Source organism: Staphylococcus carnosus (genome assembly GCF_900458435.1).
GTDB lineage: Bacteria > Bacillota > Bacilli > Staphylococcales > Staphylococcaceae > Staphylococcus > Staphylococcus carnosus.
This window is the reverse complement of sequence record NZ_UHCT01000001.1, coordinates 297,241-315,930: the sequence shown is the minus strand read 5'-3', so window position 1 is coordinate 315,930 and position 18,690 is coordinate 297,241. Positions and strand designations below refer to the sequence as shown.

Here is an 18,690-nt window from a genome sequence, read left to right as displayed (position 1 = left end):
TATTTAAAAAATTAAGGCAAGGCCCCAACACAGCATTATCGTGCTGGGAGACCTTAACCTTTATTTATTATTCCTCATCTTTATTTTCTTTGTTGTCTTTTTTCTTTCTTTTTAAGAAACCAAGACCCGCTAACATTGCGGCTATTGCTGGGATGAGACCTCTTCTATTATTCTCATTATTACCCGTATCCGGTAATTGATTAACTTTATCTTGAGATGCTGCTTGTTCTGAGTTCTGATTATCAGGCTGTACTGTATTCGTTGAAGCTTGGTCTGATGTCACAGACTGGCTATGACTTACTACTGAAGTCGAAACCATTTCGCTGTTTGACGTATGCATTTCAGTCGACACACTTTGTGACATTGAACTGCTTGCGAATTCTGAGTTACTGATAGATTCAGAAGTACTGATAGACGTTGAAGTACTTGCTGATGATACTGTTTCCATCGATGCACTTTCACTCATTGATGTTGAAGTACTGTTTGACGACACAATACTTTCCGATACTGATGTTGATGTGCTTTCTGACGGCGGCAAGCTTACTGAACCGCTATTGCTGCCGGATGTACTTTCTGATGGCGGTGTACTGTTCGAATTACTGATTGAGTCTGACACGCTTGATGATTCTGAGTCACTGATGGATGTACTCATTGAATGCGAACTGCTTTCTGAATCTAATGTGCTTAACGATTCTGATGCTATAACAGAACTTGAACCGCTCAATGATGCACTGATACTTACTGATTCTGAAGTACTTTCAGAACTTGATGTACTTTCTGAAGTGCTTGTACTTAATGATGCTGACTTGCTTTCTGAATTTGAAGTGCTGTCTGAGGCACTCGTACTTAATGATGTTGAAGTACTTTCAGAACTTGATGTACTTTCTGATAATACATTTGATTGACTGACTGAGTTTGAATTACTTGTTTCAGCACTATCACTCATCGATGTTGAAGTATCTGCAGAGTTTGAAAGACTTAGTGATGTACTAGAACTCATAGAATCTGACATACTCATTGAACTTGCATCGCTTACAGAAGTACTTGCTGCTAATGAGTCAGATTGACTTATCGAAATCGAATCTCTATCTGAAGCACTTGTACTTAATGATGCTGAAGTACTTTCAGAACTTGAAGCACTTACTGAAACATCTGTATCTGCAGAACCCGATCCACTTGCTGATAATGACTCACGCATTGATGTGCTCGTGCTAAGTGAAGCTGATTGGCTCATTAAATTCAAGTTGCTAAGTGACGTACTTGCTGAAACAGAGTTCGAATTACTGATTTGGTTCAGATCTTTTTCCAAAGTACTTACAGAAACTGAATTCGATGTGCTGAGCGAATTGATATCGTTTAGTGAAGTGCTTGCACTTACTGATTCAGAATTACTTATTGAATACACATTACGCATTGAATCACTTACTGATAATGAATCTGATGTGCTAGCTAAGTTCACACTTGTCAATGACGTGCTTGCACTTAACGACGCTGAAGTACTATCTGAGTTCAGGTTGCTGAGTGACGTACTATCACTTAATGATGCTGCATCACTGATTGAATCTCTATCGCTTACTGACGTACTTGCACTTGTCGATGCTGAGTGACTAAGTGAATTGATTTCACTGAACACACTGCTTTCGTAGATTGAGTACGATGTACTGATTGAAGCAGAAGCACTTTGATAATCATTCAGACTTGTCGAATCTACATCACTCAAAGATGCACTTGCTGATAGACTATTTGAAAGTTGATCCGATGTACTTGCCGAACTTGAATCACTCATCGATAAACTTTCACTCATAGAAACTGACTCACTATATTTTGTCGAATGACTTTCTACAAGACTTGCTTGAACAGATTCAGCATTGCTGAGTGATGTTTCATCACTTAATGACAAGCTTTGACTGACAGATGTTGAATCGCTTGTTGATGCTGAGTAGCTCGATGACAAGCTGTCGCTTAACACGCCAGATACGCTTGTTGAACCTGAATAGCTATTTGAAAGGCTCGTACTGATTGATAACGAATCACTCATTGATCCAGAGTAGCTTGTTGATAGACTGCTGCTTGTTGAAATCGACTTACTATCTGATGCCGCATGACTTGATGATAAACTTTCGCTAAGCGATTCAGATGCACTATCTGATTCTGAATGGCTCGCTGATAAGCTTGTGCTTAATGATTGAGATACACTGTCTGATGCCGCATGACTTGCTGAAAGACTTTCACTTGCTTGTTCTGAAAGGCTTGTCGATGCTGCATAGCTTGCAGATAAGCTTTCACTCGATGATAGAGATTCACTGCCGCTTATTGAAGTACTATCGCTTAATGATGCTGAATCTGCCGTTGATAAAGAAGTACTTGCTACAATGCTTGTACTTTCTGATTCTGAGTCTACGATTGATGTTGATTTACTAGCTGAAATACTTTCGCTTTCTGATGTTGATTCATTGAGTGACATAGAAGTACTTGTTGAAATACTAGTACTTGTTGAGTCAGAATTGACGACTGATAATGAACGGCTATCTGATAAACTTTCGCTGACAGCCTCTGATTCACTGATTGATGTAACAGTACTCAACGATGCTGAATCACTGACAGATGTTGAATCATTGATTGAGACTGAAGTACTTTCAGCTAAACTGCTGCTCACTGATGTTGAGTTGTCAGTTGATGTTGATGTGCTTGCTGATGTACTTTCGCTTACTTCTTCAGAATCGCTTGTTGAAACTGAAGTGCTAGCTGACAATGATTGACTCAATGAACCGCTTGTACTTTCACTTGCTGCTGTCGAACTGCTTGTACTTTCACTCAATGAATCTGAATGACTTGTAGATTCAGAAGTGCTTGTTGCAATACTAGTACTTGCAGAATCAGAGAAGCTTGTTGAAGCCGCTTCACTTAATGATGTGCTTGCTGCAGTCGAATCTGCCAGACTTGCTGATTTAGACTCGCTGGCTGATGTACTTACACTCATTGAAACAGAATCACTAGCAGTTGAATCTGACAAGCTAGATGATAATGATGTGCTGAGTGATGTACTTGCACTATCGCTGAATGCTGTAGAGCTGCTCAGTAACGTACTCGTATCTTCGCTTAATGATGTACTCATAGAAGTACTATCACTAATACTTACAGAATGTCCTGTACTTTCTGAAGTGCTGGCACTTTGTGATGTTGAAACATTCTCTGAAGCAACTTCACTTAATGAAGTACTGGCACTGACTGAAGTTGATTGACTATCTGAGTAAGCCGTACTTTCTGATTCACTTGCATTTATTGAATTAGAAGCACTTTCTGAATGTGCAATACTAATCGACGCACTTTCTGATTTAGAATCCGATAAACTTGCTGAAGTTGCCTCGCTTACGGATGTGCTTTGTGTTAATGAATCTATAAGACTCGCTGATCTTGATTCACTTAATGAAGTACTGGCACTTATTGATTTAGAAAGACTCATTGATGTACTTTCACTCAATGAGGTACTCGCTTCTGTTGAGTCAGATAGACTTGTTGAAGCAACTTCACTTAATGATGTGCTTGCATTTAATGAATCCACTAAGCTTAATGATTCTACTTCACTATCAGAAGTACTGGCACTCATTGATTTAGAAATACTCATCGATACTTCTTCGCTTGACGATGTACTTGTACTGATAGAACTAGATAAGCTTATTGAGCGCGATTCGCTGGCTGCTGTGCTCGTACTTAATGAATCTGACGTTGCTTCTGATGTTGATGTACTTTCTGAAGTGCTGACTTCCATAGAATCTGAAAGACTTGCTGAACGCGACTCGCTGGCTGCTGTACTTATACTTAATGAATCTGATGTGCTTGCAGAATTCGCTTCACTATCAGAAGCACTGCTACTTGCAGATGCTGACTGGCTGTTTGAATGTGCTTCGCTCAATGAAACACTTGCTACATCTGATTCACTTGAAGAAGCAGAAATACTGTTTGATTCAGCTGTACTATCTGAAGTACTTGCACTGATCGATTCTGATAGACTTACTGAACTTGAATCACTCGCAGCTGTACTTGTGCTTAATGATGTAGATAAGCTTTCTGAATTGATACTGCTTGTCGAAGTACTTGCATTCATTGAATCCGCCAAACTTGTTGAACTTGATTCACTTAACGAGGTACTTGCAACTGCTGAATCTGATGCACTGGTTGAGTTCGCTTCGCTTAATGATGTACTTGCACTTAATGATTCAGAAACGCTCATTGATTCTGTTGTACTTTCCGCTTCACTTCCACTTTGTGATTCAGAAAGACTGATTGAGCGCGAATTACTTGTTTCTGTACTGTTGCTCATTGACTCAGCTAAACTAGTCGACTGAGATGCGCTCTCTAAAATACTTGAGCTACTTGATTGTGATGTACTGATCACATTCGAATCACTTTCTGAAGTACTTGTACTCTCTGATTGCGATAAGCTTGTTGAACGCGACTCACTGACAACTGTGCTGTCGCTCATTGAAGCAGACAAGCTTGCTGAGTTAGAATTGCTCGCTTCTACACTTTGACTTGTCGATTCTGAAAGACTTGTTGCAAGTGAGTTGCTGTCTGCTTCACTGACACTGTCTGAAGCTGAATGGCTTTCCGAAACCACTGTACTGTCTGATGTGCTCTTGCTTGTCGATGTAGATAGACTGCCTGATAACGATTCGCTTACGACTATACTATTGCTTGTCGATATTGCCATACTTTCTGAGTTCGATGCGCTCGCTTCTACACTTTCGCTTGTTGACTCTGAAATGCTGTCAGCTAGTGATAAACTATCTGCTTCGCTGGCACTATCCGATGCTGAATGGCTTTCCGAAACTACTGTGCTGTCTGACGTACTCTTTCTTGTCGATGTAGATAGACTGCCTGATAGTGATTCGCTGATTGCTGTACTGCTGCTTGTCGATGCTGCCATACTCTCTGAATTCGATGCGCTCGCTTCTATACTTTCGCTTGTTGATTTCGAAACGCTGTTAGCTAATGAAAGACTGTTTGATTCACTATAACTGTCTGAAGCAGAGTGACTTTCTGAAACCACTGTACTGTCTGATGTGCTCTTGCTTGTCGATGTAGATAAACTGCCTGATAGTGATTCGCTTGCGACTATACTATTGCTTATCGATGCTGCCATACTCTCTGAATTCGATGCGCTCGCTTCTATACTTTCGCTTGTTGATTCTGAAAGACTGATTGCGAGTGAGTTGCTATCTGCTTCACTGACACTGTCCGATGTTGAATGACTTTCTGAAACAGCTGTACTAGCCGAAGTGCTCTTGCTTGTCGATGTTGACAGGCTTGCTGATTGCGATTCGCTTAATACTGCACTGTTGCTCATTGATGTCGATAAGCTTTCTGAGTTCGCATCACTCGTTGCAATACTCGCGCTTGTCGAATCAGAAAGTCTAGTTGAAATAGATGTACTTTCTTTTGCACTGTCACTCGTTGATACTGACTGACTTGCAGCAATAGATGCGCTTTCTTCCATGCTTAAACTTTCTGAGTTTGACGTACTTTCGGAAATAGCTGTACTTTCTGATGTGCTCTTTTCAATAGAACTAGATGTGCTTGCTGAAATGGAGTTGCTTAATGATGTACTTTGTTCTATTGATGTTGATGTACTTGCTGAGTTCACTACACTTTCAGATGCACTGGCACTCGTTGAACCTGATGCACTGATTGATGCTGACTCACTTTCTGATTCATTAAGACTCTCTGATCCTGAGTTTGCTTGACTTATTGATAAACTGTCACTCAATGATTCAGATAGACTTGCTGAATTTGAAGTGCTTTCTGACAAACTTGAGCTAAGAGATGCTGAATTATCAAGTGAATCTGATGTGCTTGTTGAAAGACTCGTACGTATTGAATCAGATACACTCGCTGAATCAGACATACTTGATGAAATACTTTCACTTGTCGCAACCGATAAGCTAGTGCTTTCAGATGTGCTTGTATTTATAGAGTCAGATGTACTCATTGATGTTGACTCACTTATTGAAAGTTGGTTGCTCAATGAATCGGAATCACTGATTGACGTTGTTTCACTCTCAGAATTACGTGTTGAAATAGATGATGATGTACTTGTTGAATCTGTTGTACTTAATGATGCACTCGCAATAACTGAATCTGATGTGCTTTCAGATACTGATAGGCTTTCTGACTTGTTTGTGCTTGCGACAACTGAGTCACTGATTGACGTTGATGTACTTGCTGAAATACTGCCGCTCAATGATGTGGATTTGCTTGTTGAATCCGCTTCGCTTGTTGAAGTGCTTGTTGAGACTGCCTCTGATGCACTCTCAGAGGCTGAAGCACTTTGCGAACTGCTTTCGCTATATGAATCAGATAAGCTTTCCGATGCTGCCACACTTGTTGACTTGCTTGTGCTCGCTGAAATCGAGTCGCTGATTGATGTCGATGTACTTGCTGAAATACTGCCGCTCAATGATGTGGATTTGCTTGTTGAATCCGCTTCGCTTGTTGAAGTGCTCGTACTTGCAGACATTGAATTACTGTCTGAAACTGATGCACTCTCAGAGGCTGAAGCACTTTGCGAACTGCTTTCGCTATATGAATCAGATAAGCTTTCCGATGCTGCGACACTTGTTGACTTGCTTGTGCTCGCTGATATCGAGTCGTTGATTGATGTCGATGTACTTGCTGAAATGCTGCCGCTCAATGATGTCGATAAACTTTGTGAGTTCGCATCACTTGTTGAAGTGCTTGCAGCGACTGATTCTGATTCACTCATTGAATCAGATGCACTTTCGGATAATTTTGTACTTAATGAACTTGAATCACTTAATGATGTTGATGTACTTCCCGAAACGCTGCCGCTCAATGATTCTGACTTGCTCACTGATGAAGCTGTACTTTCTGATGTACTTGTACTCACTGAAGCCGCTTCGCTTCACTCACTGAAGCTGATGCGCTGTTTGAACTGCTAGTACTAATAGACTCAGATTTGCTTGTTGAAGCTACAGTGCTCAATGAAGTGCTCGTACTTGCAGACATTGAATTACTGTCTGAAACTGATGCACTTTCTGATGCCTGTTCACTTAACACATTAGAAGTACTTGTTGAAGCCGACATGCTTTCTGATGTACTGGTACTAATAGAATTCGATTCACTCAATGATCCAGACTTGCTCTCTGACATTGACGTACTTAATGAATCAGATTCACTTTCTGATGCTGCAAGGCTCTCTGAAGTACTCGTACTGATTGAATTTGATGCCGCAATCGAGTTGCTGCTGCTTTCTGATGTACTTGTATTGATAGAGTCTGATGTACTTTCTGAAATCGAAGTACTTGATGAAGCACTTGTTGAAAGACTTGAGCTTGTTGCTTCTGAAGCACTTGTTGAAATTGAAGTGCTTGCAGCTTTACTATCACTGATTGAACTTGACTCACTTACTGATTCTGCAGTACTTAATGATGTACTTTTGCTAACTGAATCGGATGTACTTTCTGAACCAGAAATACTTGTCGATTTACTATCACTCAATGATGTTGATTCACTCATAGAGTCTGAGTTGCTTGTTGAAGTACTCATACTGATTTCAGTTGATTCTCTTAATGAATCTGAAAGACTTGAAGATGTACTCGAACTAATCGATGTTGAAGTGCTTGTCGAACCAGATGTACTTAAAGAAGTACTTTCTTTTACAGAATCCGATGAACTTGTTGAAAGCGATGTGCTTTCAGACGTACTACTGCTGATTGACCCTGATTCACTCGATGAAGCTGCTGTACTTTCTGATGTACTCGCACTGATAGAGTCTGATTCACTTTCCGATTCTACTAGACTAGATGAAGTGCTCGTGCTTAATGATCCAGAAGTACTTGTTGAAGCTGTTGTACTTTCTGATGTGCTCACACTTGTTGAAGCTGCAATACTTTGAGAAGCCGAAGTACTATTTGAGATACTTGTACTTGTCGCAATTGAGTCGCTTAAAGATGCTGAAGCGCTTGATGATAAGCTGGTACTCAATGATTGAGATGATGCTGCACTGATTGAACTTGACTCACTTAATGAAGCACTGTTGCTTGCACTTTTAGATGTTGACGTACTTACTGATGCGCTTAAACTCTCACTTAATGATTCTGAAGCACTTGTTGAAGCCGCTGTTGAAAGTGAGCTGCTTAACGATAAAGAACTGCTTAGCGAGCTAGAGTCGCTTAATGATGTTGACGTACTTTCTGATGTACTGCGTAATGATTCAGAAAGACTCGCTGATAGTGAACTGCTTTCAGAAGTCGATTCAACTGTACTTAATGAACTGCTTGTTGACTGTGAAGCAGAATCCGAATCACTTGTTGAAGTACTTGCTGATGTACTTGTCGCAATTGAGTCACTTAACGATTGTGATTTCGAAGTGCTTGTCGAAACACTTTCTGAAGTTGAAGCAGATAGAGATGTTTGTTCAGATGTGCTTTTTGATTGTGATGCTGCTGTACTATCTGATGTACTGATTGATTGTGAAAGACTCGTCGAAGTACTATTTGAAATATTGGTAGAAAGCGATGTACTTGCTGCTTCTGACTCTGATGTACTTGTTGATGTGCTGCCTGATAATGAAGATGATGTTGATTCACTTAGTGATGTACTTGCTGCACTGCTTAAGGATTGTGATGTTGAAATCGAGTTTGATTCAACAACAGAATCACTTTTAGATGTCGAAGTTGAAGCTGAAGTGACTTCACTATCTGAAGTACTTGTTGATGTACTTGCTGATAAAGATCCACTTAATGATGCTGATTTCGAAGTGCTTATTGATGTGCTTTCTGATGTGGATGCTGATGTTGATGTTTGTTCAGATGTACTCAATGAACTGCTTGCTGATTGCGATGCTGAAATTGAATTTGCTTTAGAAATCGAATCACTTTCAGAAGCTGAGTTACTTGCTGATACTGAATTGCTCTTAGAAGTACTCGCTGCTTCACTTGCTGATGTTGAAGTTGATAGTGAATTCGCATTGGATGTACTTGTTGAACTACTCAATGAACCTGATGTTGATAAAGACTGACTTGCCGCATTGGATGTACTTGTTGATTGTGATTCTGATGATGCTAGTGATGCACTATTAGATGTACTATTTGAAGTACTTGCTGCAATCGAAGTACTTAACGAGCCAGAGTTTGAATTGCTTAATGATGTACTTGTTGATGTCGAAGTTGCTTCTGATGCTGCTATAGATCCACTTTTTGAGCTGCTCAATGATTGAGATGCTGCTGTAGAATCTGATACAGAAGCTGAGTTACTTGTCGACTGTTGAATGGAAGTACTCAATGAACCACTAGTTGACTGTGAATCAGATGTACTTGTATTGGTTGAAGTTACAACACTGCTGCTCGTTGAAGCTGAGGTGCTTTTGGATTGAGAATCCGCTATAATACTTGAGCTTGTCGATGTTGATACTGATGTTGCGCTTGTACTAGTTGAAGTACTTGTTGATTGCACTATAGATGTACTTATCGATTGTGATTGTACTGGGTCATTTCCTGTAATTGTAGTCGTAAAGTAATTCACTTTTCCTATACTGCTATCATTTTGCGAAGCATAAGGAATGAATGTAAAAGATAAATCACCTTTAGGGTTTGTAATCGGTACAGTGAAGGTAGAGGTGATTCCGTAACCTTTGCCTTCGTTAAAAGATGTAATTGTCGTAGATGGCCAACCATAACCATTACCGATTTTTGTCATTGGATTAGTATTAGGCGCAGGGGTCGTTACAAATGATGTCGGCGCTTTCCAAGAAGATAGACCTGATTGTACACTTGATGGAGTACCATATCCTGAACCTAAAGTAAGCATTGGCACTGTCGCTGTTCCCCATGTATTCATAGTTACCGTATTTGAAGTTAAAGCTGGTGCTTCAATAGCATCCGTATTCGGATTATCGTATGTCACAGTATATACAAATGTCACTGTATTATTACCATTGTTTGTAATGGTTACGTAATAATAAATCGGCACATTATTTACTTTATCTTTACCTGTTCCGATATAAGTTGAAGTTGTCGTCGTTGCAGCAGCTGCCATCGTAGTGACTTGTGGTGCTGCTGCTAACATTCTCACGCGTAATGGTGAATTAGACATACTCGTACTTGTACTTGTTGATTGATTCACACTACTTGAAGCATTGTTTGATAATGTCGTACTTTGTGCACTTCCAGCATCTGCTTTTGTTGTATCTTCAGAGCTTGTTGTACTTGTTTTATCTGAAGTCGAAGTACTTTCAGAAGTTGTACTTTTTGCACCGGATGTTTTATCAGATGCGGAAGTTTCTGCCTTTTTAGCATCCGCACTTTGAGAAGTTGTCGAACTACCCGTCGTTAAATTTTCAGAATTCTTTTGTTGCTTGTTGTCGCTTGACTCACTTGTAGTTTAGCTTGATCCGCTTTCTGAACTATCTGCTTTTCCACTGTCAGAACCACTTATCGCAGCAGATTTTGCAATACTTGTTTCTGATTGACTTGCATCTCCTGCAGTGCTTGCTTTTTCAGAAGTACTTTCTGATTGTTGATCTGTTGAAGCAGATTGCGAGGATGAGCTGGCTTCTGTCGACTGATTTTCTTTAGATTGATTACTTTCAGAAGTTGAGGCCGCACTTTCTGAATGTGTAGATTCAACATTTTCAGAATTGCTGCTTTCTGTATTTGTTGTGTTTTCAGATTGACTAGATGTATTCGTTGTTTCACTTTCTGAACTTTCTATACTTGTACTTGTGTTAGATGTGCTTGTAGAGGACTTTGTCAGGGTTGTTGAATTTTGATTTGCCACTGTTTCACTAAAAGATGATAATTCAGAGGTAACTGGTGTTTCTGAAGCTGCAAAAGCTTGGTGTCCGTCAATTAAATTCATTGTTGCAAATGCACTGCCGACCATTGCAGACTTTTTGATAAAGTCTTTCTTCAAATCATCAGTTGTGTCCACATCAATTTCTAATTTTTGTTCTTTTTCAATCGTCTTACGGCCAAAAGGCATCCCCATTATACGTAATAACTCAATATCCTTTAATCCAGCTTTTATCCAGTGTTTACCTGCTTTATAGAGCTTGAATCTTACTTTCTCTTCACTTAGGCTCTGTTCCAATTTTTTATTTCTTTTAGACATTCATCACATTCCCCAATCTCTACTTAATAATACGTAGGCACTATCTGTTTTTAAACATCGTCCTTTTTAATACATCATACAAAGATATAACGATTCCATGTATTTTACAACTATTTTCTTTCGAAATTACAATTAATTTTTAAAATTACATGACTCCCATTCTGTTGCAGTAGGAATGATTGTATTAAATTTATACTCATGCATTATTAAATATTACACATTTCTTAAAACTTAAACATATCCAAAAACTAAAAAATACAGACTGAAACACACTTTTTAAATGTTTCAATCTGTACTTAAATTCACTTAAAGTCCTAATATTGATTTGATTGTAAACCCAATTATAATCGAAACTGTGATGACAAAGAAACCTGGAACAATAAAACTAGTTGCACGTGTTTGCTTCGTTTCATCAAGATCAACTGCAAATAATAATGTGGGTTGTGCAGGTATGACAAAATTAACATTTAAAGTCTGCACCATTGCTAAAAAGAAGGTTGGAGGAATACCGATGCTCATCAGAATCGGCAACATGATAGAAGCCGTTGCTGATTGCGAAATAACGATAATAGTCACAAGTGACACTAAAATAATGACTAGCCAAGGTACATGTTCAATGATGCCGCCTATTTCTCGTGTCATAATATGTTTGTTTTGTGGTGCGCCGAATATTGTCGCACCGAGCCAACCTGGTCCAAGCACTGCAAATAATGCGCCAATTGCAGATTGCGTGATATGCGAAGATAAAATATCGCTTGTATTAAGCTTAACAAGCACTAAGTTAACGGCTGCACTAGCATACATAAATAGCTGCACAATATCTGTAGTTTGTAATTTTATTGTCTTTCCATCTACATTAAAAGTTGGTACGAGATTTGAGAAAATACCAAAGACTAAGATACAAGCAACACCTGTTAAAAATGCAGCGACACCCAATTTTACTCGACGTGGAAAATGTGGTTTGATCATTTCTTCTTCTAAATCACTTAATATATTTTCAGCAAATACACTAGGTTGTACATTCCGTTTACGCCCAACAAATGTACAATAAAGGCTAAGTGCTAACATACTAAGTAATGCGGTCGGCAAAACAATAGATAAATATTTACCCATCGTAATACCTGTTACTGCAAGTGTCGCAATAATATAAGCAGTCGCAGAGGCTGCCGGGCTGCATAGCAATGCTAAGTTCGCTGTTAATACAGATGCAATCAGCGGACGCTTCGGTTGAATACCTGCTTTCGTCGCAGTTTTGGCAATAATCGGTTCTAATGATAATGCAATATTAGCTGTCCCAATACCGAATACAAATAAGAAGACGATCATCGGTGCGATAAAAATAATCGTTTTAGGAAAACGTTCAATTATTTTTGAAGCAAGATATACAAGGTAATCGATACCGCCTGTTGCTTGTAATGTACCGCCTGCAATTCCAATATATAAAATAATCAATACAGCTGTTACTGGTGCAGATCCTGGCGGCAGACCAAAAATAAATATCATAATCAGCTGGGCAACAATAGCAAATATTCCGCATCCAAGTGCGCCAGCAGTTCTAAGCCCCATAATAATGGCGAGTACCATAATTGTAATTTCCGTAATAAATAGGAACATGTTGACTCCTCACTTTTCCCTTCTGAACTTTGTGAAAAATTTCCCATGTTTTAGTTTATCACGATGCATGAAATTTCGGGATGGCATTTTTATTGCTAAATTCGACTATTTCATAACAATTTTTGTTTCGTTTATTCATAATTTCTAAAAATGCATTCAAATATGCTTTAACTTAAAAGTTTGAAATATTAATCCTAAACGAAATTCTTAATTAGCAAAATAAAATTTTAATCATCCATTTGTTTATATTTTTACACACTTAGGGTAGCTATTAAATAAGTTATTTTTAATCACGTTTATATTAATTTAAAAACAACCTAAAGAAAGGAAAAGACAAATGAGTGAAATTACAACAATTAAAAATAAGATTGAAAAACTGTTTAATGAAGAAAGCGGCTATAAAATTTCTAAAAACGCAAATATTCCTTATCAAACCGTACAAGATTTACGAAATGGGCGTACAAATTTAGAAGATGCTAAATTCAAGACAATTACTAAACTATATGAATATGCTTTAAATGAAGAGAAATCGTAAAATGCTAACACTTTTAAATTCAAACATTTCATTTTTGTTTAGAATCATCTTTTCAAAAAATATACAGTAAAAACGGCCAAGGATACTTCTCTCGGCCGTTTATTACTTAAAACTTCATTTTTATAAAACGCTTTAAGACATTCATCTCAACAGTGTTTTATATTGATTATTTTCTATCCCAATAACGCACTTTATCAAATGCTTTCACGATTGTATCCGGATCATCAGATACAAATACACCTGGCGCATCAAGCTTAATTTTTTGATCTTGCAACTCATCTGCTGCAGCTTTATTAAAGATAATTGGTTTTTTATGTTTGTAAGCTAGTGCAGCAAATTCTTCTGCATCTGGCACTAAACCATTACCGTCAGATAATACTACAAGACTATCAAATAAAGTTGGATGTGCAGTATCGTATGTTTCATTGACTGTAATATCATCTGAAAGTTGTTTTTGATGTTTACCGACAAATGCATAATTCAATCCTTGAGACGCATATTCTTTCGCATATTGTTTCAATGTTTCTGGATCTACATCTCCATTAATCAATACCGCAACTGAATGTCCTGGTAATGGACGGTCGTATTTTTCCATAGTCAATTGACTATCTTTTTTATCAGATTTGACTTCTTCATTTTCTTCTGGAACTGTCACACCTACATTCTCAGCTACACGTTCAGCAAGTTCACGGTCTATTTTATTCAATTGATTAACTGCACGTTGGCGTACATCCATACTTTTACATTTACCAATTTCAAATGAGAAACCGTCTACAGTATGATCGTACTCTGGTTTTGTTAGGCTGTTAAGATATAATTTTGCTTGTGAATAATAGTCTTTAAAGCTTTCACTGCGCGTACGTACTTTATGACCTTCGACACGTTCTGGATAGTGTTCGTAACCACCTTGTGCTTTAGAACTTGTAAATGGACAATTACCTTCTAAACCATTGTTATGATATGAAGTTTTATCTGTATGGATGTCCATTTGGTACATTGCATCACGTTGGTTATTGTGCACTTTGTTCACTGGACGGTTAATAGGAATTTGGTTGAAATTAGGACCGCCAAGACGTGAAATTTGTGTATCTGTATATGAGAAAAGACGTCCTTGTAAAAGTGAATCATCTGAGAAATCAATACCTGGTACTACATGACCTGGATGGAAAGCAATTTGTTCTATTTCATCGAAAACATTATCTACGTTTCGATTTAATGTCATTTTACCTACAACTTTCACTGGGATTTCATCTTCTGGCCATAATTTAGTAGGGTCTAAAATATCAAAGTCAAAATCGAATTCTTGATCTTCACGAATAATTTGAAGACCTAATTCCCAAGCAGGATAGTCACCTTTTTCAATAGATTCATGTAAATCTTTACGATGGAAATCGATATCTTTACCTTGTAATGTTTGTGCTTCATCCCAAACTAAAGATTCTAATCCATGTACTGGACGCCAATGGAATTTTACAAAGAAAGATTCCCCTTCATCATTTACTAGACGATACGTATGTACGCCGAATCCTTCAAGTTGACGTATATTTTTCGGAATACCTCTGTCACTCATTACCCACATTGTGGTATGAGATGTTTCTGGATTTTCTGCGAAGAAGTCCCAAAATGTATCGTGTGCTGAACCGCCTTGAGGTGTTTCAGTATCAGGTTCCGGTTTGACTGCATGAATTACGTCAGGGAACTTAATTGCATCTTGTACGAAGAATACAGGGATATCATTACCTACTAAATCAAAGATACCTTCATCTGTATAAAATTTTGTCGCAAACCCGCGCACATCACGAACAGTATCAGGTGATCCTTTTGAACCTTGTACTGTAGAAATACGTGTAAATACTGGTGTTTTCTTACCTGGATGCGTTAAGAAATCAGCTGATGTATATTTTGATAAGTCTTCATAAACTTCGAATTCCCCATGTGCACCAAAGCCACGTGCATGTACAACACGCTCAGGAATACGCTCATGGTCAAAATGCATGATTTTTTCTCTGAAATGGAAGTCTTCTAATAAACTCGGTCCACGTTCTCCTGCTGTTAAAGTGAGTTCATCTTCGCTGACTTTTGTGCCGTTATTTGTAGTCATCGGTTGGTCTTTACCATTTTTCTTAAATTGTTCTAACTGTTCAAGCTTTTTATTGTTATTTTCCTCTTTATTACTCAATGTAAATCCCCCTCACACATTAATAAAATTATTTTTACATTAGTCTTTTCCCAACTATTATTTATATAAAACAGAATTTACATTTAAACTCATTTTCTATAACAAAACTATACAAATATCGAAATATGTGTATTATTTTAAAAGAAAATTAAAAAAGACCCAGCTAGACTGGGTCGACATTCTAAATATCCATTTAATGAATAGATATTTCTAGATTTTATTTTGAGTTTAATCACTTAGTTCGCTATCTTTTACATCCGTAATAAACATATGGCCTGGCGCATGAGTAATAATCAATTCTGGTTTAGCATCAAGTGCTACAGATTGCGGTGTTACCCCACATCCCCAAAATACCGGAACTTCGTTGTCCTTAATTTTTACCGGTTCTCCGAAATCTGGGTTCTCCAGATCTTTAATACCGAAGTCTGCTGGGTTGCCGATATGAATCGGAGTACCATGAACATTTTTAAAGTGTGTCGTGATTTCAGTTGCACGAATCGCATCTTTCATTGTCATAGGACGCATACTTACTGTAATATTACCCTCAAAGCGCCCAGCTGGTTCAGCAGGTATATTAGTAATATACATTGGTACATTGTGTCCTTCTTCTAGATGTCGTAATGGGATTCCTGCTTCTAACAATGCGTGTTCAAATGTAAAACTGCATCCAATTAAAAAGCTGACCATTTGATCATTAAATAAATGTTTAACATCTGTAGGTGTTTCAATAAGTTCTCCATTTTCATATACACGATAGGCTCCTACATCTGTTGTAATATCTGCATCTTTACCATATTTTGAAAAATTGACTTCTCCTACTTCTGAAATATCAAGAAGTGGACAAGTTTTAGGATTTTTAAAACAAAACTTAAGAAAATCATAAGCGTAATCTAATGGTAGAATCACTACGTTAGCTTGTATATATCCCTTTGCCATACCGCTAGTATGTCCAGTCACTTTCTTATCCCTAATTAATTTACGCAGTGCTTGCGGTTCAATATTTTGTAAATCTGTCATATGCAAATATCCCCTTTATTTATCATTTGTACCATTTTATCAGATTCTGGAGGTATATAGTTAAAAAGTTGTAAGCGTTTTCTTAATATTCGATATCTTGGTGTAACTTTTGCCTACTAATTAGTTGTTTAACTTTAATTTGCTATGGTATAATGTATTTGTAATAAAAAAGAGGATACTAGTTGCCTCTAGCATCCTCTGAGTAAAGGCTCACAACTCGTGCTTGTGAATACCAAACGAACCTTTTGGTTGGCTGATTAAGTTCTAGGAAACTTAATCAGCTTATTTTTTTGTCATGCGGCTTATAGCGGACACTATCAGTATAATCGCTAACACAATGGTCAGGACCGTATCTGCATTGATATTCATTTCTATCAATGTATGCATCGCTATCACCCCTCTCTGATGTCCAATTTAAGGCCCAGAGAGGTGCTCACAAAAAAGTGCAAGGTTCTTTACTCATGCAAATATTTTACCACCGCCGACAACAAATAGCCAAATTGTTGTTAGGCTATTTTGTAACCTTTTTACACTTTGTTTGTTGCGGTGATGGTGTTTTCATGCTATGATTTACTTGTAATAAAAAGAGGATACTAGCTGTAACTAGTATCCTCTGAGTAAAGGCTCACAACTCGTGCTTGTGAATACCAAACGAACCTTTTGGTTGGCTGATTAAGTTCTAGGAAACTTAATCAGCTTATTTTTTTGTCATGCGGCTTATAGCGGACATTATCAGTATAATCGCTAACACAACGGTTAGTAATGTATCTGCATTGATATTTATTTCTATCAATGTATGCATCGCTATCACCCCTCTCTGCTGTCCAATTTAAGGCCCAGAGAGGTGCTCACAAAAAAGTGCAAGGTTCTTTACTCATGCAAATATTTTACCACCGCCGACAACAAATAGCCAAATTGTTGTTAGGCTAATTTGTAACTTTTACGCACTTTATATGTTGTGATAGTTGATCATACAATTCGGGAAAACTCATCAAGTTCTTTAGTACTTGGTGGGTTTTCTTTTTCTTTACTTAACGCTAATCAGCTACTTCCAATTCAAACTATCCTTCTTAGTTGCCATTATTTTACCTTCTATTAAAATTATTTCCCCAATTGATATTGATAATCTTTATCATTAAGTATAAAGTAAAGATAATTAATAATTAAGAGAGGTACATCCTATGTTTACAAATATGTTTGTTCTTGGCATCACAGGCCCCACGAGTTTAGTTGTAATTGCGATTATTGCATTAATTATTTTTGGACCTACAAAACTTCCTCAGTTCGGAAGAGCTATTGGATCAACTTTAAAAGAATTCAAATCTGCAGCTGAACATATTGACGAAGATTCTCATGAGACACCCAGTAAACCCTCAGAATCTCAGCGAAAAGAATCAACTAAATAATAGATATACAGATACCATATCAGAGTCCTATCAAACAAATACAAACAGTTATACTTCAAGTTTGCTCGATCATTTTGGTGAATTACGCAGTCGCTTACTCAAAGCAGGAATTGCATTTATTATTGCAGTTTTAATAATATATATTTCATCTCATTGGTGGATACACCCGTTTATTCAAGAGATTAAACGTGGCAACATGACATTACATGCATTTTCTTTTACTGAAATGATTCAAATCTATGTTATGATTATTTTCTTTGTGGCATTACTATTAGTATCACCCATTATTTTCTATCAATTATGGGCATTTATAGCACCTGGTTTACATGAAAACGAAAAAGGATTTATCAGACGTTATAGCGTATTTTGTGCTTTCTTTTTCTTTTTAGGAATCGCTTTTGCTTATTTTATAGGCTTTCCGTTGATTATACATTTCTCGCTTAATTTATCAGGTATTATGGATATTGCTCCTGTTATCGGTTTTAAGGAATATTTGTCAGAACTATTACGTTGGCTGCTTATCTTCGGATTATTATTCCAGCTGCCAGTTCTTTTATTTGGATTAGCCAAATTCGGTTTAATCGTTACGCATCAGTTATCCAAATCGCGTAAATATGTTTACTTCGCATGTTTTGTCGGTGCCAGCATCGTTGCGCCACCAGATCTCATGCTGAACATCTTACTTACTATACCTCTGATTTTATTATTCGAAGTCAGTATGATTATTGTAAAAATAACACAGTTACGTAATTCTGAGACATTTCCTGAACATTAAAACAAACACCCGTCTTACACATCTAAATCGTGTA

12 protein-coding genes and 1 pseudogene are annotated in these 18,690 nt (G+C 37.6%); 7 read left to right on the top strand and 6 right to left on the bottom strand.

Going from position 1 to position 18,690, the window contains the following annotated elements:
- Window positions 1-67: 67 nt before the first annotated feature.
- A complete protein-coding gene (locus DYE31_RS01350) occupies window positions 68-5,497 on the bottom strand; it encodes a hypothetical protein (protein WP_050731413.1) in 5,430 nt (1,809 codons plus the stop codon).
- On the opposite strand from DYE31_RS01350, the gene DYE31_RS12665 reads away from it, so the two are divergent.
- Window positions 5,496-5,744, top strand: a complete 249-nt coding sequence (locus DYE31_RS12665) for a hypothetical protein (RefSeq protein WP_050731414.1) — start codon at window positions 5,496-5,498, stop codon at window positions 5,742-5,744. The genes DYE31_RS01350 and DYE31_RS12665 overlap by 2 nt on opposite strands.
- Window positions 5,745-5,795: 51 nt before the next feature.
- The gene (locus DYE31_RS13055; RefSeq protein ID WP_050731415.1) at window positions 5,796-6,959 is read left to right on the top strand and encodes a hypothetical protein; all 1,164 of its coding nucleotides are present in this window, start codon (window positions 5,796-5,798) and stop codon (window positions 6,957-6,959) included.
- Window positions 6,960-7,161: 202 nt separating this feature from the next.
- Here the strand turns inward: DYE31_RS13055 and DYE31_RS13020 are convergent.
- Window positions 7,162-8,748: pseudogene (locus tag DYE31_RS13020) on the bottom strand (adhesin); the annotation flags it as partial.
- Between the two features lie 301 nt (window positions 8,749-9,049).
- On the opposite strand from DYE31_RS13020, the gene DYE31_RS01335 reads away from it, so the two are divergent.
- Window positions 9,050-9,238 (top strand): hypothetical protein, encoded by a 189-nt coding sequence (locus tag DYE31_RS01335; RefSeq protein WP_050731418.1) that lies wholly within the window; start codon window positions 9,050-9,052, stop codon window positions 9,236-9,238.
- A gap of 918 nt (window positions 9,239-10,156) precedes the next feature.
- Window positions 10,157-10,327, top strand: coding sequence for a hypothetical protein (locus DYE31_RS12655; protein ID WP_156768884.1), 171 nt, complete (start codon window positions 10,157-10,159; stop codon window positions 10,325-10,327).
- Window positions 10,328-10,401: 74 nt separating this feature from the next.
- Here the strand turns inward: DYE31_RS12655 and DYE31_RS01330 are convergent, their stop codons facing one another.
- Both DYE31_RS01330 and DYE31_RS01325 read right to left on the bottom strand, forming a co-directional pair.
- Complete coding sequence (locus DYE31_RS01330; protein ID WP_015901445.1) at window positions 10,402-11,130, bottom strand: KxYKxGKxW signal peptide domain-containing protein; 729 nt, start codon at window positions 11,128-11,130, stop codon at window positions 10,402-10,404.
- A 306-nt stretch (window positions 11,131-11,436) separates the two neighbouring features.
- Window positions 11,437-12,744, bottom strand: a complete 1,308-nt coding sequence (locus DYE31_RS01325) for an anaerobic C4-dicarboxylate transporter family protein (protein WP_015901446.1) — start codon at window positions 12,742-12,744, stop codon at window positions 11,437-11,439.
- Between the two features lie 337 nt (window positions 12,745-13,081).
- Between DYE31_RS01325 and DYE31_RS01320 the strand changes: the two genes are divergently transcribed.
- Window positions 13,082-13,279: a hypothetical protein gene (locus DYE31_RS01320; RefSeq protein WP_015901447.1), complete on the top strand. Its 198-nt coding sequence runs from the start codon at window positions 13,082-13,084 to the stop codon at window positions 13,277-13,279.
- 166 nt (window positions 13,280-13,445) lie between these two features.
- On the opposite strand, the gene DYE31_RS01315 is transcribed toward DYE31_RS01320, so the two are convergent.
- Together DYE31_RS01315 and DYE31_RS01310 are read right to left on the bottom strand one after the other, a co-directional pair.
- Complete coding sequence (locus tag DYE31_RS01315) at window positions 13,446-15,380, bottom strand: catalase (RefSeq protein ID WP_050731434.1); 1,935 nt, start codon at window positions 15,378-15,380, stop codon at window positions 13,446-13,448.
- 306 nt (window positions 15,381-15,686) lie between these two features.
- A complete protein-coding gene (locus tag DYE31_RS01310) occupies window positions 15,687-16,475 on the bottom strand; it encodes a putative hydro-lyase (RefSeq protein WP_015901449.1) in 789 nt (262 codons plus the stop codon).
- 1,181 nt (window positions 16,476-17,656) lie between these two features.
- On the opposite strand from DYE31_RS01310, the gene tatA reads away from it, so the two are divergent.
- Both tatA and tatC read left to right on the top strand, forming a co-directional pair.
- Window positions 17,657-17,881 carry a twin-arginine translocase TatA/TatE family subunit gene (gene tatA / locus DYE31_RS01305; RefSeq protein WP_015901450.1) on the top strand — a complete coding sequence of 75 codons (225 nt, stop codon included), beginning with the start codon at window positions 17,657-17,659 and terminating at the stop codon, window positions 17,879-17,881.
- A 61-nt stretch (window positions 17,882-17,942) separates the two neighbouring features.
- On the top strand, window positions 17,943-18,656 hold the full coding sequence (gene tatC, locus DYE31_RS01300) for a twin-arginine translocase subunit TatC (protein ID WP_015901451.1): 714 nt from the start codon (window positions 17,943-17,945) through the stop codon (window positions 18,654-18,656).
- The last annotated feature ends 34 nt before the right edge of the window (window positions 18,657-18,690 follow it).

What these genes read in the sequence shown, in the direction of transcription:
- DYE31_RS12665 (WP_050731414.1), top strand. Translation starts at nt 5,496, where the DNA reads ATGCTTAAACTTTCTGAGTTTGACGTACTTTCGGAAATAGCTGTACTT.
- DYE31_RS01350 (WP_050731413.1), bottom strand. Translation starts at nt 5,497, where the DNA reads ATGGAAGAAAGCGCATCTATTGCTGCAAGTCAGTCAGTATCAACGAGT.
- DYE31_RS01330 (WP_015901445.1), bottom strand. Translation starts at nt 11,130, where the DNA reads ATGTCTAAAAGAAATAAAAAATTGGAACAGAGCCTAAGTGAAGAGAAA.
- DYE31_RS01325 (WP_015901446.1), bottom strand. Translation starts at nt 12,744, where the DNA reads ATGTTCCTATTTATTACGGAAATTACAATTATGGTACTCGCCATTATT.
- DYE31_RS01320 (WP_015901447.1), top strand. Translation starts at nt 13,082, where the DNA reads ATGAGTGAAATTACAACAATTAAAAATAAGATTGAAAAACTGTTTAAT.
- DYE31_RS01315 (WP_050731434.1), bottom strand. Translation starts at nt 15,380, where the DNA reads ATGACTACAAATAACGGCACAAAAGTCAGCGAAGATGAACTCACTTTA.
- DYE31_RS01310 (WP_015901449.1), bottom strand. Translation starts at nt 16,475, where the DNA reads ATGACAGATTTACAAAATATTGAACCGCAAGCACTGCGTAAATTAATT.
- tatA (WP_015901450.1), top strand. Translation starts at nt 17,657, where the DNA reads ATGTTTACAAATATGTTTGTTCTTGGCATCACAGGCCCCACGAGTTTA.